This is a genomic window from uncultured Campylobacter sp. (genome assembly GCF_963517995.1).
In the GTDB taxonomy this organism is placed as follows: domain Bacteria; phylum Campylobacterota; class Campylobacteria; order Campylobacterales; family Campylobacteraceae; genus Campylobacter_A.
Map to the genome: position 1 here is coordinate 16,027 of NZ_CAUQHQ010000008.1, position 22,998 is coordinate 39,024.

The window sequence follows — 22,998 nt, forward strand, 5'->3', positions numbered from 1 at the left end:
AATGAGCGAAATTCTAAAACTCTCAAATTTAAGCAAATCTTACGGCGACTTGCAGGTGCTAAAAGGCATCGACCTTAGCGTCAAAAACGGCGAAGTAGTCGTGATCCTAGGGCCCTCAGGATGCGGCAAAAGCACGACTCTGCGCTGCATAAACGGCCTTGAGCCATTTGACGGCGGGCAAATAGAGATAGCCGGCGAAAAGATCGATAAAGAATACAAAGACTGGATCAAAATCCGCCAAAAAGTGGGTATGGTTTTTCAAAACTACGAGCTGTTTGACCATATGAACGTCATCGAAAATATCGTGCTAGGCCCGGTAAAAGCGCAAAAAAGAAGCCGAGAAGAGGTCGAAAAAGAGGCCGAAGCGTGGCTAGAAAAAGTTGGCCTAAAACACAAAAAATACGCCTATCCAAAGGAGCTTAGCGGCGGGCAAAAGCAACGCATCGCTATCGTGCGCGCGCTTTGCATGAGGCCTGAAATCATGCTGTTTGACGAGATAACGGCCTCGCTAGATCCCGAGATCGTGCGCGAGGTGCTAGACGTCGTCATAAACCTCGCCAAAGAGGGCATGACGATGCTAATCGTAACGCACGAGATGGGCTTTGCTCGCTCGGTGGCAAATCGCATCGTCTTTATGGATGAGGGCAAAATCGTCGAGGAGAGCGAGCCCGAGGCGTTTTTCACGCATCCAAAAAGCGAACGCGCGAAGAAATTTTTAAATTTATTTTCGTTTTAGGGGTTTTAAATTTGATGTTTTAGGGCTAAATTTGAAAGCTTTTCATCAAATTTGGCTTTTAAAACCTTGCATATCTATCATTTAAACAACTCAAATTTACTCAAAATAACCCGCGCAAATTTAATCCTCTAGCCGTTTCTTAAATCTAAAATTAAATTTATAAATTTATTTTGAGTAAATTTTATACTCCATTTTAAATTTAGCGTTACGTTTTTAAACAAAATTTGATTTTTCTCTACGCTCGCCGTCCGAAAAACCACGAATTTAGTCGCATTTTAGTCAAGCTTTTGTATATTCTACGCACTTTATTTTAAAGGAGAAAGAATGAGAAAACTTCTGTTTTCATTTTTGGCAATATTCGCCGCCGTCTTTCTAACGGGTCAGGCTAATTTGCAGGCTGCCGAAGCGGACGCTTTGGCTAAAATCAAAGAGCGCGGATACGTTCGCGTGGGCGTTTTTAGCGACAAACCGCCGTTTGGCTACGTCGATAAAGAGGGCAAAAACCAAGGCTACGACATATACTTCGCTAAACGCATCGCAAAGGATCTGCTAGGCGACGAGAGCAAAGTTAAATTTGAGCTCGTAGAGGCAGCGGGCCGCGTAGAAGTGCTAGTCGCGGACAAAGTAGACATCACTTTGGCAAATTTCACCAAAACCCCTGAGCGTGCTAGAGTCGTTGATTTTGCGCTTCCGTATATGAAAGTATCGCTTGGCGTAGTTAGCCCGGACGGCGCGGTCATAAAAAGCGTGGACGAGTTAAAAGGCAAAAAACTAATCGTCAATAAAGGCACGACCGCGGATGCGTATTTCACGAAAAATCACCCTGACATCGAGCTTATAAAATACGACCAAAACACGGAAACCTTCGCCGCCCTGGTCGATAAAAGAGGCGCGGCGCTAGCGCACGATAATGCACTGCTTTTTGCATGGGCTAAGGAAAATCCGGGCTTTACCGTCGGTATCGAAGCTCTAGGCGACGTGGACGTCATCGCACCTGCGGTCAAAAAAGGCAACAAAGCTCTACTTGAGTGGCTAAATAACGAAATCATTGAGCTTGGCAAAGAAAATTTCTTCCACAAAGACTACGATGCTACGCTAAAACCGATCTACGGCGATAGCGTAAATCCGGAATCTCTCGTCGTCGAAGGCGGCAAACTATAAAACCCAAAGTCGGAAGAAATTCCGACTTTTTGCTTTCCTTAAATATCTCGGTTTTTAAATTTAATCTGCGTTTTTAATTTATCGCGCAAATTTGGTGCGCCGCAATTTAAGCAAAAATAAAAGCCGCCTTAACGCTTTATCAAACCGGTTTATCAAACGCGGCGTTTTATGCTAAAGATAATTCCAAAAATACACCAAAACGCGCAAGGGCACAAATTTGGCGCGATTTTCAGTAAATATTCGTCAAATTCGGCCAAAAATAAGCAAATAAACGCCTTAAAGTTATGGATTTTGCCGTACCTTAGCCAAATTTTACCTTCTTCTCTCGCCTGGCAGGCATTTTGATAGGCGGCCTAATTTACGGCATAGCTCTTATTAGTCGCTTTTACTTTTACGGGCCGAGTCTTGGCGCGAAACTAATACCAAAATCGCCGAGCTAAGCCAAAGCTAGAGCGTAAATTTAACCGCAAATGAGCTTTAGGCGGTAAGGCAAATTTTACGCTTGGATTAAATTTCGGGCAAAACTTGCCCTTGCTAATATTTTAGCTAGACCGAAAGCATTTTTATAGAGATTTAGGCGGGGCGAATAGCAGCAAGATACCCAGAATTTACGGTTGACGCGAAACATAGACGTAGCTAATTTTAACTTCCTACCGCGCTTTATATCCTCGCTAAGGCAAAATTTTACCCTATGGCCGCGCCTTATAATATCCAACTAGCTGCGTAGTTTAATCAGCTTGCGCCTTTACGCATTAAAACAACCTTAAAAGTCTTTATGATTATCACGATATCGTTCCAGATGCACCAGTTTTTCATATACCACGCATCCATCCGAGCCCTCGTCTCAAAGTCTACGTCGCTCCTACCGCTAACCTGCCAGATGCCGGTAATCCCCGGCAAAACCGCCAAGATCAGCTCGGCGTATCGTCCCATGTCTTTGCGCTCGTACTGCGCGCACGGGCGAGGGCCTACGATGCTCATCTCGCCCTTTAAGACGTTGATTAGTTGAGGTAGCTCGTCAAGAGAGCTTTTTCTGAGGAAATTTCCGAGTTTAGTTACGCGCGGATCGTTTTCGTATTTATGAAATTTTTCAAAATACTCTACTTCTTGCGGATTTTTTTCAAGATACTCTTTTAAAATTTCGGCTCCGTTTTCTCTCATCGAGCGAAATTTAAGACACCCAAACAGCTTGCCGTTTAGCCCCATCCTTTGATGCGAGAAAAATATCTTGCCTCTTGGCTCGCTTATCTTCATAGCGACCGCGACCGCGCAAAAAATCGGAATCAAAAGCGGCAAAGCCATAACTATCAAAAATATATCAAGCCCTCTTTTTAGCGCAACGTTAAATTTACTCTGCAAAGAGTTGTGTATCGCAAAAAGGCTCGTGCGTGAGTTAAATAGGTTGTAAATATGAGCCTGCGTAAAATCGTAACCTCTAAGCACGGGCGTGAATAAAATCTCTTTATTTTCCTTGATATTTTGCTCTATTAGCTCATTTAGCTCGCGCGCGCCCATGCCGCTGCCGCCTATAAAAAGCGACTCATACTCAGTCTGCGCGCGAATATAGCCGAGGTATTTATCCTCAAAAATCGCCAGCTCAAATTCCTCGTTCTCGCCTAAAATTTTAGCCTTCTTTTTCCAAAAGCCGAGTTTAAAGAGCAAAATTTTAGCTATAAATTTAAAGGCCGGGATAATAAAAATCATAAAGCCAAAGCCTAAAATCAAGCTGGCTCTTGAAAAATCATAATTTATCTTTAGCAAGGCAAGCGCGGCTAAAGTAAGCAAAAGCCCAAAAAAACAGCTCTTTACCGCTATGGCGCACTCGTGCCAAAAATCATACCTCCTAGCGTAAATCCCCTGATAAAAAAACAAGGCTATCATCAAGGCATAAGCGATGCCAAAGCCCTGATACTTGGATATATCAAGTAGCACGTGATCGCCGTAAAATAAATTTTTAAGCTCGACAGCTATACCAAAAGACACCCAAATAGCCAAAAGATCGACCAAAAGAAGTATCGCTTTACAAAGATATTTTTTCATTTTTCCATCCAGATACGCGCCGCGCAAATTTCGCGCTTGGTAGCGACTATTTTACTTTTTCTTTAAATTTTTCGTATTTTTTCTCGACATAGCTTTTGATCTCGGCCTCAAAGCGCGAGCGCGAAAATCTTAGCGAATTTTCCCTAATTTTTACGGGTTCGAATTTATCGCGATTTTGCTCAAATTTAGCCACCGCATCAAGCAGCTCTTTTACGTTTTGCTCCATAAAATATAACCCGCTCTCGCCGTCAATCACCGTCTCGCGAGAGCCGCCGCGACCAAAGCAGATCACGGGCGTGCCGCATGCTTGCGCTTCTACGGGCGTGATACCGAAGTCCTCCTCGGCGGCAAAAACAAACGCCCTAGCCCGCCCCATGAGATCCCTCATCGCCTCATCGTCCGCAAAGCCCAAAAGCTCGACGTTTTTGCCCGCTTTTGATTTGATTTTAGCCATATCGGGTCCATCGCCGACGACTACTAGCTTTTTATCCGTCTGCGAAAACGCCTCGACGATGAGGCCTACCTTTTTATACGGCACCATTCGCGAGGCGGTTAGATAAAACTCCTCTTTAGCTTCGCACAGCGTAAATTTATCCACGTCTACGGGCGGATAGATGACGTCGCTGGGCTTACCGTAGATTTTTTCTATACGGCGCGCGATATATCGGCTATTTGCGACGTAGTGATCTACGCGGTTTGCGCTGGCGGCGTCCCAAATGCGAATTTTATGTAAAAAATACTTTGCCAGCACGCCCTTTAAACCGCTATCTAGCCCGCTTTCGCGCAGATACTGATGATACAAGTCCCACGCGTAGCGAATCGGCGTGTGAATATATGCGATGTGGAGTTGGTTTGAGTGCGTTAAAACTCCTTTTGCCACGGCATGCGAGCTAGAAAGCACGACGTCGTAGCCGCTTAGATCAAACTGCTCGATCGCGAGCGGAAATAGCGGCAAGTAATTGCGGTATTTGCTCTTTGCGAAGGGCAACTTACCAATAAAGCTCGTATGCGCTCGCTTGCCTTTTAAAATTTTGTCTCGGTCGCGCTCGCTTAAAAAATCGATAAGGCCGTAAATTTCAAAATCGTCCCAAACATTCGTGAAACTCTCGACGCATTTTTCTGCGCCTGCGTAGGTGCTAAACCAGTCGTGGATTAGTGCTTTTTTCATTTTTTGCCCAGATAAAAATTAGTTTCCAGCGATTTTTCAATCGGCCATTTTATAAACTCGCCTTCATACTCCTTGGTCTTTTTAAGCAGCAAAAAGATACTCCAAGCAGTCTGAGGAAACGCTCTAGCTAGCGGCTTTGCGATGCAGGGCGGAAACGGATAAAAATTACTTCCTTGAAAATCTACTAGCTCAAAACCGCCCCAAATTTTTAAAAACCGCATCAAATCGGGCTTAGTATAGCCTCTAACGTGCGCGGAGTGATTTTGTATAGACGTAGGCTGCCTGCCTAGTAGCAGCAAGGCTCTGTTGTGAAAGCTGGCTAAATTCGGAACCGCTAGCACGAAATGCCCGCCTACTTTTAGCGTACGAGCTATCTCGTGAAATATCCAAAATATCTCCTTGACGTGCTCTAGAATTTGATTTGCGCTCACGATATCCAGGCTCTCATCCTCGAAAGGAAATTTATCTCGCTCAAGATCGTGCGAAAAGACCTCGATGCCTCTTGCGGCTAGTTTTGCGACATTTGGCTCATACCCTTCTAAGGCTAAAAGCCTAGCATTATCGCATTTACTTTTATATATCGCCAAATCATCGCCCTTGCCCGCGCCGATATCCAGCACGGTTTCGTAATGCCCTATTTTAGCGGCAAAATCAGCTATTATATGTCGTCCGTAGTTTAGGCTTCTGTCTATCATTTTACGGTTCCTTATCTTAGTTTTTTCATTATTTCTATGATTTGTTTAGCAGAGCGCTCCCAGCTAAATCGCTTAATATTTTCAAAACCCTTAACGCAAAGTTCTTTTCGTAAATTTTCATCGTTTAAAACGGCTTGTATCTTACTTCTTATATCTTCTACGTTATGCGGATCGAAATACAAAACGCTATCCCCGCAAACTTCAGGTAGGCTAGCGGCGTTTGAGCACACTACCGGGCAACCGCAGGCCTGCGCCTCAAGCGGCGGAATACCAAACCCCTCGTATAAAGACGGAAAGACGAACAATTTTGCTAGATTATAGATAGCGGCGATGTCGGCGTCCTTAACATAGCCGGTAAAAAATATACGCTCTGTGAGATTATTTTTCTCTATAATCTCCAAAATATCGCTATCGCTAGTTATAAAGCCGTCTCTTTTTCCCACTATCACCAAATTTAACTCCGTATTTTCTAGCGCAAGCAATAAATTTTTCAAATTTTTGTGAGGTTTTACGTTTCCTACGAATAAAATAAAATTTTCCGGAAGTTTATATTCTCTTGCCGCCGCCTCCAAAACGGTGCTATCGTAGCGGTTATTAAAACGTCTCTCGTCTATAGCGTTTGGTACGACAAAAATATTTTTATCCGTTTTCGTATATTTTAATATCTCGCTTCTTGAAAACTCCGAAACGCTAAAGACGACGTCGCTTCTGCTTAAAGCTTGATTAAAAATCATCTTGGCATACATCTTTTGCATAAAATTTAAGGTATCGTAAAAAGCCAAATGAAACGCATCATGGATAGTAACCGCTCTAAATTTAGCCCTTATGGGCAAGATAGGGATATTGTAGTGAGGAGACCAAAAAATATCGCATTTAGGAATCTTTACCGACAAACAAATCTGCTCGTCCAAAGAGTAAATTTCCCGCCCGCACTCTAAAATTTTAACGTTTTTACTCCATGCGTACTCCCTTATCTCAGCCTCCGTACCTAGTAAAATAACCTCGAATTTCTCCGTTAAAAACGGTAGTAAACCCTTTATATACGTACCTATTCCGGATGCTTTGTGCATGCGAAAGTCGATTGCTATCTTTTTACGCATAGCCATCCTAGTTTTACCTTATAGTTTAAAATTAATGATATTTCAAATAAAATTATATCAAATCTTAAATAATAAGTCGTATTTTTTCTTCCCAATCGTTATCCTTTGCAAATTTTACGATTTCGCTCCCACCTATTTGCTTTAAGGCTACGGCTTTTTTTACGCACGTCGCAAAATCCTCTTTTGAATCAGCTAACAAAGCAGGGCTATTTAGCTGCTCTAGCTCTCGCCATTTAGTCGCTACCGTATAAAGTCCGGCCGCCGAGTATTCGTATAACTTTAACGGACTTATAGAGTGAACCAAATCCATATCTAACCTAAACGGGATTATGCCGACGTCTGCAAATTTCAAAAAAGGAGCCACCGCATCATTATCGACCTTCCCGTAAAAGGTAATGTTTTTTCTAGATTTTATTTGCTCAAAATTTTTAGATTTAAATTTTACGGTTCCGATTATTAAAAAATGCACATCGGTTAGCTCGCTAGCTACATAATCTAGTAAATCAAAATCAAACCAGTTCTAGATAGCGCCAACATAAACGGCAACTGGGCTTTTAATCTCATAAAAAAATTCGGGCTTATCGTACTTTTTTTGAAATTTGTTAAAATCAACCCCGTTTGGGACATAAAAGCAGTTTTTGTTAAATTTCTCTATATAGCTTTTAAGGCTAGATGACGTATATATCGTTTTATCGGCTTTTTTTATCAGATACTCCTCTGCTTTGATAGCTGCCGCGCCTACGTCAAAGCCGTCTAATCTATCGGTAACTCTAGCGATTAGTTTATTATATTTTACGATATCCGTTATAGGCAAAAACACAAAATTATCTATAACTAAAATATCTACGTTTAAAAAATCAAAATTTTTAAGCATTTTTTTTAAGTTCGGTATAGTAAAAATATGCCACGTTTTTATAACCTGATAAAAAACGGAAGGTAACCTTTTAAACGGCGGAATAAGAGCGAACGGAGTGTATATAAAATAATTTTCAAAAATTTTATGTACGCCTTTTTTTGATTGAGCGAGTCTAATAGCTTCGTTATTTTTATCATGAAACGGCGAAACGGGAGGCGCGATAAATAAAACTTTGTTTCCCTCCTTAGCTAGCAATTCGCTGTAATAATTGCAACCGACTTTAAACGGCGAACCGTAATACGAATTTCCACACCATAGTATTTTCTTAGACATTTTTCGTAAGTTTCCCGTATCCGTTTGAGTATAGCTCAAATTTACTATAATAAAATTCCCTGTTTGCCGTATCGGTAATCACCAATCTATCCTCTTTTATCACAAATTTTCTAATTATCTTTACGCCTTTGTATTCGGCGGCGAGGCTTATAAAATTTTCTCCAAAATCCATTACGAAACACCTACAATCTGTAAGCATACCAAATAATCCCGCTATCCCCTCCCTCCAACTGTTTTGTTCCAAATCGTCCACAATCGGCACGTTGTGCGCTCTGACGCTTCTAAATTCATTTCTTATGCCAGGGATCGGAGTATAAAGATAGGTGCCGGGATCTCTCGCTATGTCGCGTCCCTCTATCCACAGCTCGTAGCCCAGCTTATCGTTGTGCGTATGTCCGCCGTGACCCCTTTGCCCAAGCGGCGTAGCACAGACGGCGAGGTAAAATTTGCTGGATTTAAAGATAAAAATCCCGCTGTCCGGATAAAATATATTTTTGATCTCTTGCGAATTCGCAATTTTAAATTCCATCATTTTTCGGTGTGGCAGTTCGCCTAATTTCACGCCTAAGGCGATAAGGCTTTTGTATGTTTTATCGCTTGCTTGTAGCGTACGCCCGGCAAGCGAGCGAACAAAACTTCTCTCAAAGCAAAAACCGTTTTTAAATATCTCATCGTCAAAAATCCCGCCCATGCAGCTAATTAGCGTGGAGTGGTTTAAGATATTTTCGTCCCAAAACGGCTCGTTGCCGCCCGCAAAGCCGCTTAAATTTAGATATTTTCGCGCGGCTTGTTCGTTGCTCAAAAACTCGCCGTTTGGGCTAAATTTAAAAAACCTGCCGCTGTCGTTATCGCCAAATTGCGGTACTTCGCCGTTTGGCTTTGTAATGTCGGCGGTAAATCTGCCGATTTTATACAGCCTGTCCACGAACCACTGCGGCAGCGCTATTTGCCCGTTTGTAATTTTAAATTCCTGCTCGTCCGGCGGCAATAGTTTTGGCTTTTTGCGCCAAAGCTTTGCGTCGTAATTTTCTAGCGACGAAATTTTTTCGCTTTTTAGACCCAGTATCAAAGCCGCGCTATACGCCATCAGCTCGCCGCTTAGGCGGTGATAGCTTGTAGAACTCTCGAAATTTCCGCCGTCTTCATAAAATTCCTTTCTCATTTCGCTGATTACTTCTTGCACGGCAAACGCCAGCCACGCGTCCGTCTCTCGGCCGACGTCCAAATATGCGCACGCAAACAGCAGGCCCGCGATGTCGCTTAGATAATGATTTGACGTAAGATGCGGCGAATATTCGAGATTATTTACTATATGAAACGCGTGTTCGTAGACGCTATTTGAAAAGGTCTGTTTAAAATCCGCATCTAAAATTCCGCCCTCATCCATCTGGCAAAACATATCGTAAGCCGCCAGCATATTAGCCACCCTAATGCCAACATCCATTGTGCAGGTCCAGTTTACGCCCATTCTAGGCGGATTATTGCTGATAAGATCTAAAATTTGGTCTTTAAATTCTTTTAAATTTCGCTCTTTTAAACTCGGATCCGCCGCCGCAAAAATAGCAAGCTGCGGCAAGTGTTGAAGCCTCGCAAGCTCCCACGGCACCTTTATATCGCTGCCGGGCCTATGGGCTATACGCTGGTCTTTGTACCATTTTTTTTCATCCCACCGAAAGCCGCTTTTAAAATCCTTTTGCCAATCGATCGGCTCGTAGTCTTCTGGCGCGCTCGCGGGCGCCGCGACGTTCATATCGTATTTGTAGCCCTCAAGCCCTAGCGCCGCGCTATCATAGCTATTTTTTACCCACCCGCTACCCAGCAGATCGGATTTATGCTCCAAATACATTTTAGATAGATATCTCGCGACGTCTAAATTTATATTTGAAACGTCAAGTTCTCGTAAATTTACGTAGCTTATTCGTACCGGCGAAACGTTAAATTTAATACGGGTATCGCCGGACATATCGCGCAATTTTTGGATTTTATTTTTAGTTAAATTTAAAATTTTATTAATGATTTTCGCGCACAACGCATCAGGCGGCATTGATCTAGCTTTTTTAAGATAATAAAAAATTTTACCCATTATTTACGGCCTCTAAAATTTTATCCACGTGCTTATCCCACGTATACCTTCGTAGGGCTTCTTTTGCGGCGTTTGCGCCCATAGACGCCCTTAGCGAAGCATCGTCTATTAGCGCTTTCATGGCGGCTTCTAGTGCGTCTACGCATCCCGGTTTTACCATATAGGCGGTTTTGCCGTGCTCCAAAATTTCAGACATCTGAGCCATATCGCTGCATATTACGGCTTTGCCCATAGCCATGTATTCAAACAGCTTGGTAGGACTGCCGAAAAACTCGCTCTCATCGGGGTTTGGGACGGTGGCGTTAACCAAGATATCGCACGCGCTTAGAAATTTCGCTCCTTGTTCTTGCGGGATTAGGCCGGTTAATACCGCATTTTTTTTTAGATTATATTCTAAAATTCGTTCTTTGACCTCAGGCATCCTGATGCCGTCGCCTATCATAAAAAGCTTGGTTTTTTCTTTGTATTCGGGATATTTTTGCAGTAGCTTGCCGTAAGCGTGCGCGATATTTTCGGCTCCGTGCCACTGACCAAACGTCCCTATAAAGCCGATTACGATTTTATTTTCAAGACCGTATTTTTGCTTTACGTCCTCGCAGCTTACCTGCGGATTATATTTATTTTCGTCTATTCCGTTTGGATTTACGATTATTTTGCCCTCGTCTACGCCTAAATTTAAAAGGATATCTTTTAACGCCTCCGATACGGCAACTACGCATTTAGCATTTTTTAGATTATAACTTTCTATCGCGCAAACGATAGGTAACTTAAAAATTTTGTAGTAAATAGTCTTGAAAATTCGCTTAAAAAGAGTATCGTTATTTTTCCAATTTTTAATTTTCCAAACGTCAGACGAGTTAAACTCTAAAACAAACGGTATCTTTTTTCTTTTTGCTATATACGCCCCGCAAAAGCTAAATCCGCTATATCTCTGATATATCGCGTCAGCCTCCAAATCGGCGCAATGCTTTATTATTTTAAAATTATAAAAAAACTCAAGAACGTCTTTTGGGATAAAAGGAAATTTTATAGGCTCTACGACGGTTATTTCTTTATTAACCCCCCAAAGTTCGTCATTTGAAACGACGCTTAGCCGTACCTTTTTATCCATAGCGTTTATAACGCCTGCCGTGTGCCCTACCGAGCCGCCCGCTTTTAGCCCAAACCAATAAAGCGTCCTTAGATAAAGTATTTTCATCATATATCGCCTATCTGCATAAATTTTAGCCTAAATTTATCCATCGCGGGCTTTAGTATTTCGGCGTTTACGCTAATCTTTGGCACATAGTCCGAGTAGCTTAAAGAGCTTAAATTTAAATCTTTTATCGACGTAAATTTACACTCTTTATTGCCCGCGATTCCCCCCAAAAGTTTTTTGCACTCGCCTATTAAACCCTCGTTTATGCTTATATCGACATACCGCCCGCTTTTAAAATTATATTTTAAATTTAAAAAATTAAAACTATGTAAAAAAAGCGTTATTATGCAATCTTTAGGCATTAAATCAATCGCTCTTAATATTTCATCCGCGCTAGAGCCGTATCTAAAATCAAATTTTTGAAAACTACTTTTTGTATTTATAAAACTATAACGTTTTTGCTTTTCATAAACGCTAATCGGCAGTTGTAATACGCCGTTTTTTTCGGACACTTTATTTATATAGTCATAATTTATCTTGCAATTTCCGTTTTTATAGAAAAACGAGCTGTCTATAAAAATATCATTAAATTTTAAGGCCCGGATAGTATCGTCGTTGGCGCCGTATCCACCGGCCCTATGAGCCAAGACATCTATACCGATCCACTCTTTTATCTTTTGCTTGCCGAAATTTATAATCTCTGTCTGCTCATCTACGCTATACTGCCACATAAATTTTCTATTTTTATCGTATCCGCCGGACGGATGAGTGTGTAAATTTACGCCGTGTCCACCATGGATGATATCGCCGCATAACCGCTCAAATTTACACTCGTCATATCTTTCATAAGGATACACATCCACAAAATGCTCCACTACCGCGCCATATTCGCTCGCCAGATCGTTTATGAGATTTACGCCGACTTCCTTGCCGTCAGTCTCGCCTTTTATAAAAATCTCAAACGCATCGGCTCTATTTGCATGCAGTTCTCCGACCTCGGTATCGCAGGTTATTAAAATTTGCTTCATTATTTGTCTTTTTTTGCTACAACCATTATCTCTCTGTGTTCAAACCAAACATCGCTTGCGCCTTCTCCAAGTATCCTTAAAGCAAATCTTATACATTTAATCATAATGCTTCTTACTAGCGAAACGACGATCTTTTTCTTGCTATTTCTAAATATATATGAGGCCGGAAGCACTTCTACCTCGGCAAAATATAGCCTAAAAATATCCGCAAGGCTCTCTCTGGTATAGCCTACTTCATGAGTAAAGTCCATATATCTTTCATGATTAGACATCATCCAGTCCATATTTGGAACTTGGATGATTGCCGTCCCGCCGATATTTAACGAGTTATATATCTCTTTTACGAATTCCTCTTGCTTATCTTTTTGTATATGCTCCATAACGTCTTTACACAGTATAAGGTCGTATTTATTATATTTTAAATTATCAAAAGCGTTTTCTTGTTTTAGCGTATCTAGTCCGGTTCTATTTTTAGCTATCGACAAGTCGGAATTAGACAAATCTATACCGTGTAAATTTTGAAAACCCAAACCTTGCAATGCTTTTAACATATAGCCTTTATTGCAACCGATCTCTAAAATTTTGCCGTTTATATATGGATTTATGTGTTTTAAATAGTTATATTTTAAGAGATTATCAAAAAACTCTTGCCTGAGCTTCTCGTCTTTAGTATCTATAAAATCGCCTCTTATTTCTTTATATCGGTCCAAAATTTTCTCTTGCGTAGTCATCTCAACCCTCTCGTTTTCTAGCTTTACATAAACATATATAGACGTCTTGCTCGTTTTTTGATATAAATTTTGACACCTTTTCGATAATATATATAGGCATAAAATACAATGCGCCTATACAGATTTTTCTAATCAAAAAACCTATGGTATAAAATACTATCTTATTTTTTATCGTAAAATTTAATATATTTTTCGAGCTTCTTTTTAAAAAACCGTCTGTCGGTTTTATTATTATTTTTTTATAAGACGAAAACATATCTAAAATAATCCAAATAGGCGTTTCTATATATTTGTAATATGTTTTTATATATAGCCCGTCTTCATAAATTATCTCAAATTTATCAGATACTAAATTTCTAATTTCATCTAGTTTAAAGTAAGGCTTTTCGCCTATATTTACGGATATGATAGCGTAACCGTCGTCTTTGAGTATATTGCGGATGTTAGCCATTGATTGCATCCGTCCTTCATTATCCAGATAAGATAAGACCTCTATAGCCGTGACGCAGTCAAACGATTCTCCTTCAAAATTTACGTCAGGTAACTTTTGAACGCTAAAGTCGATATTAGGATATTTTTTTTTAGCTTTATCTATTGCTATTTGAGATATATCAACGGCTTTTATCTCGATATTTTTTATGGAATTGGACATTAAATTCGTAAAAAACCCGGTACTGCACGCGATTTCTAAAATTTTACCTTTTATATTATTTTTTATCAGCATATCAAGATATTTTTTAAATCTATATAGCTGACTTCTCCTAAATGAAAAACCCCATCCGTCTAAAGCAGAATCGTGAATGTCGTCAAATGTATTATTATCCATTACTAATCCTTTTTACAAAATACACAGATGCATACAAATAATAAAAAGAAGCAAGTATGCTTGATAGCGCCGCACCTATAACGCCAAGCATCGGTACAAAAATGATATTTCCCGATAAATTAATAGCGGCCATTCCGTATGACATTTTTTGATCTTCTTTTCCGTATCCTTGACCAACTATCCAAGCATTATATGGTTGATAAAGCGCCTTTACGCAATACCCGACAGAAGTCAGAAGTAGTAAAAATAATACATCGTCATACTCTTCTTTTAAATAAAAATTTATAATCAAATATCCAAGCGTATTGGTTAAAAAAAATGATAAAAGCACCCAGGCTAAATTTGCTTTTAGTATAGTTTGCTACTATTCGTTAATGTTTTAAATACGCTACTACCCATTGCCGCAGACATTGAAATAATAGGCGTCGCCATAGAATTTGCTAGTCCATAAAAACCGACGTCTTTTGAGCCTATAAAATATCCTATTAAAAGTCTGTCTATATTATAAGCGGATACGGCAAATATTCTACCCTTATAAATATATTTTCCATACCGTTTATTTTCCGAATTTATAGCTCTAAGAATTTCAAAAAAACTGCTAAAATTCGGCCGTAGCATATAAGCGTATATCGCAAAGGCAACCGCATAAGATAAAGAAAAAGATAAAAGCGCATTTAACGGAGTTAAGCGCTCAAAAACAAATAAAAGAGATAAAAACACTACAAATAAAATTTTAGAAAATATATTAAAACCGGCTAAATAGCCTATGTGATTACTGCCTTTTAATATTAGCTCCATAAAAAATGGAATCACGAAACTCCAACTTATAAAAGACGAAATTCTAATTATTCGTCCTATTTCATCACTAAAAATTTTTCCGAGTAAAAATGAAATCACGAGCGCAAATACGATAAAAAAAGCCGATAAAATACATGCTATTATTATAGACGTGCCAAATATCTTTTTTTCTAAATTTATGTCATGGTTGTTTGCAAGCATCTTTGAGGCGCTAGAGAAATATCCAAACTCAAAAAATATAGATATAAACGTAATAATAGCCAGAGATAAAGAATAAACCCCAAAATTAGTCGCTCCCATTTGTTTGGCTAAAAGCATATTGGATACAAAACCTACAACCATGCCAAATATCTGCGCTACAAATAAAAATAGCGTTTGTTTCGCGACTTTTGAGGCAAATAAATTTTTAAGCATAACTTCCATCTACTTTTAAAACCTTAAACCCATCGTCTATCCAGTCGGTATTTTGAGCGTTTTTTACGACTACTTTGTTGCCGACTAGCGAAAATAGAGGCATATCCGAACGACTATCGCTATAACAAAACGAATTTTTTAAATCAAATTCCTTTAAATTTAGCTCTCTACCCAGCAACTCTACTTTTTTATCTCCCAAGCATTCATCGCCTGCGATTTTGGAGGTAAAGGCGCCGTTTTTAAACTCAAGCTTCGTGCTTATTAAATAATCTATACCGTAACTTTTAGCAAAATGCCTCAAATATACCTCAAATCCACCCGATACGACTACGATAATATGACCGCTTTTTTTATGCGCTAAAAGAGCTTCTATAGCGTTTTTATGAAGTCTGTTTGCTACTATGCTACTATAAAATTCTGCCGCGTATTTATCCATCTCCTCTTTTTTGATACCGTAAAATACCCGCATTAAATTTTCCTTATATCTTTTGCTATCAGATGAGGGTATTTTATTCGTTTTCTTTATAATTTTTGCGCGTATTTTCTTGACTATCGTAAGTTTAGATTCCAAAAAATCCAAAAAAAACGTAGCGGATTGACCGTCGAATATCGTATCACAAAAATCAAAAATAGCTAATATGGGCTTATGCAATATCGTCCTTAAATATCTCCTTAATAGCCTTAACGATGATTTCGTTTTCTTTTTGCGATCTAGCCGCAATCCTTATAAATTCTCCGTTTAATCCGATCTTATCGCTACAAGTCCTGGTATAAACGCCGTATTTTATTAGCATCTTTGAAACGAAATTTGAGCTAGTACTACCGTCGAGCAGTTCAATAAGAGCAAAATTTGCCATGCTAGGATAGACTTTTATTTGAGGTATCTTTGAAAGCTCATCAAAAAACTCTTGCGCATGGGCGATATATTTTTTCCTTACTTCTTCGTATTCTTTAAAAAAATCGCTTCTATTATAAAGCCTAAAAAAGTATTCGCTAAGTCCGCTAGAATTCCACAGGTATCCGTTTTTAAGGAGTTTTGCAACCTTGTATTGATCCATTACTCCGTATCCTGCCCTAATGCCCGCTATACCGAAGTCTTTAGATAGGCTTTTGATGACGATGACGTTTGAAAACTCTTTAAAAAGCTCGGTAGCAGAAATCAAGCTATACTCGCTATCCTCAAAGGCAAAGTGTATAAAACTCTCGTCTATTATGATATTTTTAACCTCTTTAAGATTATTTAAAATAAATCTTAGATCTTTATATTCTATGTATCCGCCGTCCGGATTGTTTGGATTAATAATTACTACACTATCCGGGTTTTTAGACTTAACGAAATTAACGTAACTTTGGATATCAAGCTTAAAATTTTCGTCTTTATTTAGCTGATAATAAATCACTTCCGTATCTTCCCTTGCAAACTCGTAATAAGACGAAAACGTAGGGATATTTACGATCACCCTTTTTTCTACGAAATTATGCATCACGGCTTGGATAACCTCTATCGCGCCGTTTCCCACAAAGATATTTTTACTATCTACGTCTATTGACTTACTTATGACGTCGGCTATTACGCCGTTTTGCGACGGATAAAACTCTAAAACGTCTTTTAGTTTATTCGTATCGATCAAATCTTTTTTTAGGTAATCTAAAAAAAGCTCCGTCGCGTATGGATTGGATAAAAAGCAAGCGTCCACTTTAATATTAAGCTCGGAAAGCTTCTCGCAAATCGTAAAAATACTAGGGCTATGGCTGCCGGCGGCATCCTTTAATCTTTTTATTTTAGAGGCGATTTTTTGCTCGTCTAAATTTAACTTTATCATACCAACTCTCCTTTTTGAATCGTTACTTTTATTTTACCTGTTTTTATGTCTCGCTTGATTTGCGGCACCTTTTCTATATTTAGCTTTATGTTTCCAAGCCTTCTATAGACTTCGCTAGCTATTAAATTTACGTATTGGCTCGAATCATTATCTAAAACCACTTTTAAGGTCACGCTTCTATCTTTATCTTGGATTATCTGAAACTGCCTTAAATCGCTAAAATTTTTCATCGCGGTAGAGAAATTTGCCGTAGGTATCGCCGTTCCGTCATCCTTGATAAGTATATCGTCGCTTCTGCCTTCTATCCCTTTAAAAGGGATAGATAAATGCCTACCGCAAGGGCAAATCGGCACTTTACCGTCTAAAGGTATAGCCTTATCGCCGGTATTATATCTAATAAAAGGCATTACGTAGTTATTTAGAGAAGTGGCTATTATTTCATTTTTATCGCTAAGTTCGACTATCCCGTAATCATCATTGTTGTGATAGTTACCCGCCCAGCACTGCTGGACGGTTACCGTTCTTTCGTTTTGCCCGTACCAGTCTAAAACGGGCAAACCCCAATACTCCTCGATTGCGCTTCTATACGCAGGCAGTAGCGTCTCAGATGAAGTTACTATAGTTTTTATTTGAGGTATTTTTATGTTTTTTTGCTTTAAAAGTAGCGTAAAAATATATATGGAACTTGCGTATCCTCTTATTATTTTGGCTTTTGACTTTTCGATAACGGATAAATATAAAGCCAAATTTGACTCGTTAATGTGAAACGGGGATAAATACCAATAATCGCCCGAAATTTTATAAAGCGGCTCGCCTGCTTTTGGCGAATACGTCCTTAAAATGATTATCGGATCACCGCTTTTATAAGTATAATCTTTGCCCATACCCCAAGCTCTATTTGACGTTATTTTTTCTATTGCATCGCTTTCATATGGGACTTTAAATTCAAACGGAGTCCCGGTAGATCCCGACGTATGAGATGCTTTTCCGTCAAATCCGATAGAGCAAAAGTCTTTAAAATTTTCTCTGATTACTTGCTTATTTATAACCGGAAATTTTTTCAATTCATCTAAGCTAAAATTTTCAAAATCTATTTTTAAATCTAAATTTTTATAAAAAGGTACGAAATCAACCGCTTTTTTTACTATATTTTTTAGCTTTTGAGTCCTTATACGCTCTATCTCTTCTGCACTTTTCCACTGAAAATTATCATATTCGCTAAAATTTCTCTTGATAAAAATATAATTTTTGATTTTACTTTTTATCTTTTTGTGAATTTGACCGGTCATAAATTTAGCCTTTTATATCAAAAACGAAATCTCCGTCGTCTGCACCATATCCCAAAGCTCTATCGGCCAGCTTTTGCCTTTTTTTAGAGTCTCAAATAGTGCCTCGAGCTCTTCGAGCTGTCCTTTTTGGCTTACGTTTGTTGAGATTTCTTTCACCCCCACCCCGTATCCTTTAAGACTTTTATAGTCATACAAAACTATACTCTTGCCGTCAATGTGGATCTCCATAAATTCCTTGCTTAGCTCCTTGCTACCGTTTGCGAAATACTCGATATTTGCCACCGAGCCGTCTTTGTATTTTAAAACGATGGATTTGTTATCCTCGGCGCTATATTTTTCATTACTCGGCGTGATGGCCTGCGAAAATATACTCTCTATCTCGCTTCTCGTTAGCGCCGTCATCAGATCTATTATGTGGCATGCCTCGCCCACCATCCTGCCGCCGTTTTCGTGCACCCAGTGATCCATCGGTATGTAACCCGCGTTCATCCTATATCTGATTATCATCGGATTTATTCTAGCGCTCGTGTGCTTTTTTATCTCCTCTGCATATACGCTAAATCGCCTGTTAAATCCTACGAATAAAACGGGCTTGTCGCCTCCTTCTTCGTAAAATTTCTTTATCTTTTCAAGCTCATCTTGATTTGTTGCAAGCGGCTTTTCTACAAATACATTTTTACCCGCTTCAAGCGCCTTTAAAGTAAGCTCCGCATGGCTATCGTGCCTTGTGGAGATGATCACTAGATCGACGTTTTTATCGTTTAAAATATCGTCTAAATTTGAAGTAGCATAGTTCGCTCCGTATTGCTGAGCCACCGCCTTTGCCTTATGTCCGCTTCGATTCATTATCGCGTAAATTTTATACTTATCCGTAAGCTTTGAGATATTAGGCAGGTGCATCCCGGTAGCAAATCCGCCGACGCCTACGAACGCAACGTTTATCACATCCCTGTTTACTGGCGCGGAACTTATGATGATTTTTTTATCGTGATTTAGATAGCTATCAAGCTCGGTTAAATTTGCCTCGCCGTAGTCAAGCAAAACCATAAGCGGCTTATTCTGCGAAGTCTGCAGCGACTCAAACGCCTCCGTTACCTGCTCGATAGGATATTTTGCGTCTATGAGCTTATCCAGCTTTATCAAATTTTCATTTACCAGCCTTAGATACTCGCTCATATTTCGATTTTCAGTCCATCTTACGTAGCTAAACGGATAATCAAGCCCCTGCTCTTCGTAGCTCTTATCGTAGCGACCGGGGCCATAGGATGTGGAGATGAGAAAATCAAGCTCCTTTTTATACATATCCTCTCTATTTATCTGCATACCGACAACGCCCACAAGCACCACTCTGCCCTTTTTCTTGCACATCTGAAAACTTTGCGATAGCGGCTCGCTACTACTCGTAGCGGCAGTAAATAGCACTCCATCGGCGCCGTATCCGCCGCTCCAAGACGAAACGACGTCTAGCAAATTTTCCTTTGAAGGGTTGATAGTTAGCTCGGCGCCGTATTCCTTTGCTATCTGCAAGCGCCTATCGTCAAAATCGCTGACTGCAACCCTTACGCCTGAAATTTTAAGCATCTGCACCGCAAGAAGCCCCAAAATACCAGCTCCCACAACTACGCAGGTCTCGCCCAGCCTTAGATCGATCCGCCTAACGCCCTGCATCGCTATGCCGCCCAGCGTCACGGTACAAGCCCGCTCAAAGTCCATATCCTGCGGCATTTTCATAACTAAATTTTTAGGTACGTCTACGTATTCTGCGTGGTTTGCGAGCCCTGCGCCGGCTGCGGCGACGCGCTCACCGATTTCAAAATTCAAAACGCCCTCTCCGACCGCTATAACTACGCCGCTAAGCGAATAGCCAGTCGGATTTCCGCTATCAAGCTTGCCTTTTACCTTCGCATAGACGCTGGCTATACCATCGGATTTCACCATATTGATGACTTTTTTTACGTTCTCCGGCTGCTCCAAAGCCCTTCTGATCAGGCTTTTGCCGCTATTTGATACGCCGCTTATCTCGGTGCCCGCCGATATACAGCTATTTACTACTTTTATAAGAACGCATCCCTTTGAAACGCTCGGAGCAGGGATCTGCTCTGCTAAAACATTACCTTTTTTAACTATTGCTTGCATCATCTTAAAAACCTTTTTTCATTAATGTAATTATTTATGTAGTATATCGCAAAAATTACGCTAAACGATACGAAGCCTAATAAATAATTTACAGAAGGAACAACCAAGAATCCAAAAATCGCATTGAAACACAAGGCGCATAAACATGGAAGAAAAAATTCCCTATTTCTTTTATTTTTTGACGCATAAAAACAATAAAAGCCGATATTTGAAAAAATTAAAAAGTATAATAGCATAACGCCGAATTTAGCACCAAAATTTTGTATCGCAATCATCTTATGCTCTTTAATAAATTTAAATGTTTCATTTTTTAATACCTCTTCATACTCTTTTGATAAATACTTAATACTAGGATCTATCGAATAAACCTTTTGCATAGCTACCTCGTCGAGATAATGCGGTATATATTCGTTATCCACATAACCGAAGCCTATATATACCGAATGCCAAAAAACGTGCTTAGTATTTAAATTTGCATTCGCGTTTAGCTCTAATAGTTTATTATTAATGCCATTTTCATATATCTTATAAGAAGCATAGCCGGCAAAAATACTTAATATTAAAAATGAAATATAGTAATATTTTATAGAGGATTTTAAATTAAAAAATAAATAAATCAGAACAAAAAGAACAGTCGGTACAAAAGAGTAGGATCGTATAATATGCGATACTACCGAAAAGTAAGCCAAGATAACCAACATAAAAAAAATATTTTTTTTGTTATTTTTATCAATCAAATATAAAAATAGCGGCACGAAAGACGACATAAAATAAAACATAATATACACGTCGCCTATTGCATAAACCAATCCGGAAAGTATCGACACTGCAACTACCGAAACTATTTTTGCAAGATTAGTTTTCAAAAATAACATCCAGCCTATACAAAAGACTATGAAACCGACTCCGATGAATACGATATGAAATAAAATAATAATCTGTTCTAAATTTAGATTAAAAAATTTATGTATAATTTGAGCGAAAAAATACAAGCCCTTATCATCGGCCCCGCGCGCAAAATTTTCAAAACCGTATTTATCGTAATATGCAATGCCGATAATACCGTTCCTATCAAGGCATTCGATTGCTTGTTGCATATCGTTCATTCTAGTCGGCATGATCGTTTTTATCATCTTGCAACCTTAGCTTGGCGGCAAAAAACCCAATTTTTAGATAATAAATATCCTATAAAGATATATCCAAAACCGCCTAAAATTTGACTAGTATATGCGTTTATGTTAAGAAATCGGTAGGAGAAAGACATAATAGCCAAATTCGAAATGTATGATGCTCCCATTGAAATTATAAATTTAAATATTTGGATTTTATTTTTTGAATCATCATTAAAGCTAAAATACTTATTTAAATAAAAAGATATAAATATCGATACGAAATAGCCGATAAAATTACTTATTTCCGCAATAACTCCAAAATAAAGTAAAGTAAAAATTATCGCATATCCAAATATAGTATTAATAACGCCTACGAGTAAATACTTTAATAAAGAAACATCGTAACTCATTAGACTGATTTCTTTACCGAAATATAATATTGACCGCCAAGCGGAAGCCATTTTAAAAATTTCTCTAAAAAAGAGAGCGATTTTAAAATAGGAGGAAAAAATAACGTATATGCGCTACCGTTATCTTTAAATCCGGCTTTAAAAAAAATAGATTGCAACTCTTTTTTTGATAGCAAAACAGCATCTTTGTCAAATTCGCAAGTAGATACCATGCGTCTTGTAAGAGGATTGTAGGGATTGTGTTCAAAAACCGCTACATTGCAATTATCGGCAGCTAGTTTAAATATATTAGATGTCACGTAATCTCGTAGGTCAGGTTCTATATGGTGGTATACGCCCGCTATAAAAATCACGTCGAAATATCTGTTGTAGCAAGCCAGCTCTTCATTTGTTTCTATAATCTTTACTTCTTTATTATTTTGCCTTGCTATCTCTAAACTTTCTTTTGAAATATCAAATCCAAAAACGGACGATTCGCGAAATGCTTCTACTATATACGGTAAATTTCTACCTGTACCGCATCCGTATTCAAGTATTTTTAGATTTTGATTTTGTCTTTTTACTATATTGCTTAGTATCTTTATCTTGTACTCCGCATAGTATTTTATGTCGCCGAATTTTTTATGCTGATTTTGCATTATATCGTCATAGTTTTTACTGTACTCATCAAAATTAACTTTTTTCATCAGTAATATCCTCTATAAAATACCTTGGTCTTCTTTTTGTTTCTTTATAGATTTTACCTATGTATTCGCCTATTACACCAAGACACATAAGTTGAATTCCTCCCATAAAGTATATAGGTAAAACAGTAGAGGCCCACCCTTGCACCGTTTTATTAGCAATAACAGAATACAACACACTCCCACCCATTATCAGGCTAACAAAAAAAACGATAAAGCCTATTAACGTTATCAATCTTAAAGGAACCACGCTAAATGAAGTTATGCCGTCCCATGCGAAGGTGAACATCTTTTTTAGTGTATATTTTGATTTACCTGCATACCTGTCTTTAACATCAAAATATATATACTCTGTTTTTAGTCCAATTAAAAGAACAAGCCCTCTTAAAAATAAATTGACTTCCTTAAAACTAAGCAGCATTCTAATGGCCTTACTAC

The 22,998-nt window shown here is 38.9% G+C and carries 21 protein-coding genes and 2 pseudogenes; 2 read left to right on the forward strand and 21 right to left on the reverse strand.

The annotated features are described in order from the left end of the window. Position 1 precedes the first annotated feature (1 nt). Complete coding sequence (locus tag RYL88_RS01780; RefSeq protein ID WP_314988696.1) at positions 2-736, forward strand: amino acid ABC transporter ATP-binding protein; 735 nt, start codon at positions 2-4, stop codon at positions 734-736. A gap of 324 nt (positions 737-1,060) precedes the next feature. Next, on the forward strand, positions 1,061-1,897 hold the full coding sequence (locus tag RYL88_RS01785) for a cysteine ABC transporter substrate-binding protein (RefSeq protein WP_314988697.1): 837 nt from the start codon (positions 1,061-1,063) through the stop codon (positions 1,895-1,897). Between the two features lie 732 nt (positions 1,898-2,629). On the opposite strand, the gene RYL88_RS01790 is transcribed toward RYL88_RS01785, so the two are convergent. From RYL88_RS01790 to RYL88_RS01890, 21 genes and pseudogenes are all read right to left on the reverse strand, one after another. Continuing rightward, complete coding sequence (locus RYL88_RS01790; protein ID WP_314988698.1) at positions 2,630-3,937, reverse strand: sugar transferase; 1,308 nt, start codon at positions 3,935-3,937, stop codon at positions 2,630-2,632. Positions 3,938-3,983: 46 nt separating this feature from the next. Beyond that, entirely contained in the window at positions 3,984-5,105 is a 1,122-nt protein-coding gene (locus tag RYL88_RS01795) for a glycosyltransferase family 4 protein (protein ID WP_314988699.1), read from the reverse strand. Continuing rightward, the gene (locus tag RYL88_RS01800; RefSeq protein WP_314988700.1) at positions 5,102-5,800 is read right to left on the reverse strand and encodes a methionine biosynthesis protein MetW; all 699 of its coding nucleotides are present in this window, start codon (positions 5,798-5,800) and stop codon (positions 5,102-5,104) included. Before RYL88_RS01800 ends, RYL88_RS01795 begins: the two co-directional genes overlap by 4 nt. 11 nt (positions 5,801-5,811) lie before the next feature. Next, a complete protein-coding gene (locus RYL88_RS01805; protein WP_314988701.1) occupies positions 5,812-6,900 on the reverse strand; it encodes a glycosyltransferase family 1 protein in 1,089 nt (362 codons plus the stop codon). A 64-nt stretch (positions 6,901-6,964) separates the two neighbouring features. Next, positions 6,965-7,372, reverse strand: a pseudogene (locus RYL88_RS01810) (glycosyltransferase); the annotation flags it as partial. A gap of 48 nt (positions 7,373-7,420) precedes the next feature. Then, on the reverse strand, positions 7,421-7,774 hold the full coding sequence (locus RYL88_RS01815; RefSeq protein WP_314988703.1) for a hypothetical protein: 354 nt from the start codon (positions 7,772-7,774) through the stop codon (positions 7,421-7,423). A gap of 307 nt (positions 7,775-8,081) precedes the next feature. Continuing rightward, positions 8,082-10,172, reverse strand: coding sequence for an alginate lyase family protein (locus RYL88_RS01820; RefSeq protein WP_314988704.1), 2,091 nt, complete (start codon positions 10,170-10,172; stop codon positions 8,082-8,084). Next, a complete protein-coding gene (locus RYL88_RS01825) occupies positions 10,165-11,373 on the reverse strand; it encodes a glycosyltransferase family 4 protein (protein ID WP_314988705.1) in 1,209 nt (402 codons plus the stop codon). Before RYL88_RS01825 ends, RYL88_RS01820 begins: the two co-directional genes overlap by 8 nt. Continuing rightward, positions 11,370-12,338 carry a hypothetical protein gene (locus RYL88_RS01830; RefSeq protein ID WP_314988706.1) on the reverse strand — a complete coding sequence of 323 codons (969 nt, stop codon included), beginning with the start codon at positions 12,336-12,338 and terminating at the stop codon, positions 11,370-11,372. Before RYL88_RS01830 ends, RYL88_RS01825 begins: the two co-directional genes overlap by 4 nt. Beyond that, a complete protein-coding gene (locus RYL88_RS01835) occupies positions 12,338-13,069 on the reverse strand; it encodes a class I SAM-dependent methyltransferase (protein ID WP_314988707.1) in 732 nt (243 codons plus the stop codon). The genes RYL88_RS01830 and RYL88_RS01835 overlap by 1 nt, the downstream gene beginning before the upstream one ends. A 1-nt stretch (position 13,070) precedes the next feature. Continuing rightward, the gene (locus RYL88_RS01840; RefSeq protein WP_314988708.1) at positions 13,071-13,895 is read right to left on the reverse strand and encodes a class I SAM-dependent methyltransferase; all 825 of its coding nucleotides are present in this window, start codon (positions 13,893-13,895) and stop codon (positions 13,071-13,073) included. After that, positions 13,888-14,226 (reverse strand): polysaccharide biosynthesis C-terminal domain-containing protein, encoded by a 339-nt coding sequence (locus tag RYL88_RS01845; protein ID WP_314988710.1) that lies wholly within the window; start codon positions 14,224-14,226, stop codon positions 13,888-13,890. Before RYL88_RS01845 ends, RYL88_RS01840 begins: the two co-directional genes overlap by 8 nt. Before the next feature lie 17 nt (positions 14,227-14,243). After that, positions 14,244-15,116 (reverse strand): oligosaccharide flippase family protein, encoded by an 873-nt coding sequence (locus RYL88_RS01850; protein WP_314988711.1) that lies wholly within the window; start codon positions 15,114-15,116, stop codon positions 14,244-14,246. Then, positions 15,100-15,828 (reverse strand): HAD-IB family hydrolase, encoded by a 729-nt coding sequence (locus tag RYL88_RS01855; RefSeq protein ID WP_314988712.1) that lies wholly within the window; start codon positions 15,826-15,828, stop codon positions 15,100-15,102. Before RYL88_RS01855 ends, RYL88_RS01850 begins: the two co-directional genes overlap by 17 nt. After that, positions 15,752-16,930: a histidinol-phosphate transaminase gene (locus RYL88_RS01860; protein WP_314988713.1), complete on the reverse strand. Its 1,179-nt coding sequence runs from the start codon at positions 16,928-16,930 to the stop codon at positions 15,752-15,754. The genes RYL88_RS01855 and RYL88_RS01860 overlap by 77 nt, the downstream gene beginning before the upstream one ends. After that, entirely contained in the window at positions 16,927-18,219 is a 1,293-nt protein-coding gene (locus tag RYL88_RS01865; protein ID WP_314988714.1) for a hypothetical protein, read from the reverse strand. Before RYL88_RS01865 ends, RYL88_RS01860 begins: the two co-directional genes overlap by 4 nt. 12 nt (positions 18,220-18,231) lie before the next feature. Beyond that, on the reverse strand, positions 18,232-20,358 hold the full coding sequence (locus RYL88_RS01870) for a bi-domain-containing oxidoreductase (protein WP_314988715.1): 2,127 nt from the start codon (positions 20,356-20,358) through the stop codon (positions 18,232-18,234). Next, the gene (locus RYL88_RS01875; RefSeq protein WP_314988716.1) at positions 20,355-21,488 is read right to left on the reverse strand and encodes a hypothetical protein; all 1,134 of its coding nucleotides are present in this window, start codon (positions 21,486-21,488) and stop codon (positions 20,355-20,357) included. Before RYL88_RS01875 ends, RYL88_RS01870 begins: the two co-directional genes overlap by 4 nt. After that, positions 21,485-21,877, reverse strand: a complete 393-nt coding sequence (locus RYL88_RS01880; protein ID WP_314988717.1) for a GtrA family protein — start codon at positions 21,875-21,877, stop codon at positions 21,485-21,487. Before RYL88_RS01880 ends, RYL88_RS01875 begins: the two co-directional genes overlap by 4 nt. Beyond that, positions 21,877-22,563 (reverse strand): class I SAM-dependent methyltransferase, encoded by a 687-nt coding sequence (locus RYL88_RS01885; protein WP_314988718.1) that lies wholly within the window; start codon positions 22,561-22,563, stop codon positions 21,877-21,879. The genes RYL88_RS01880 and RYL88_RS01885 overlap by 1 nt, the downstream gene beginning before the upstream one ends. Next, positions 22,550-22,998, reverse strand: a pseudogene (locus RYL88_RS01890) (glycosyltransferase); the annotation flags it as partial. The pseudogene RYL88_RS01890 and the gene RYL88_RS01885, both read right to left, overlap by 14 nt.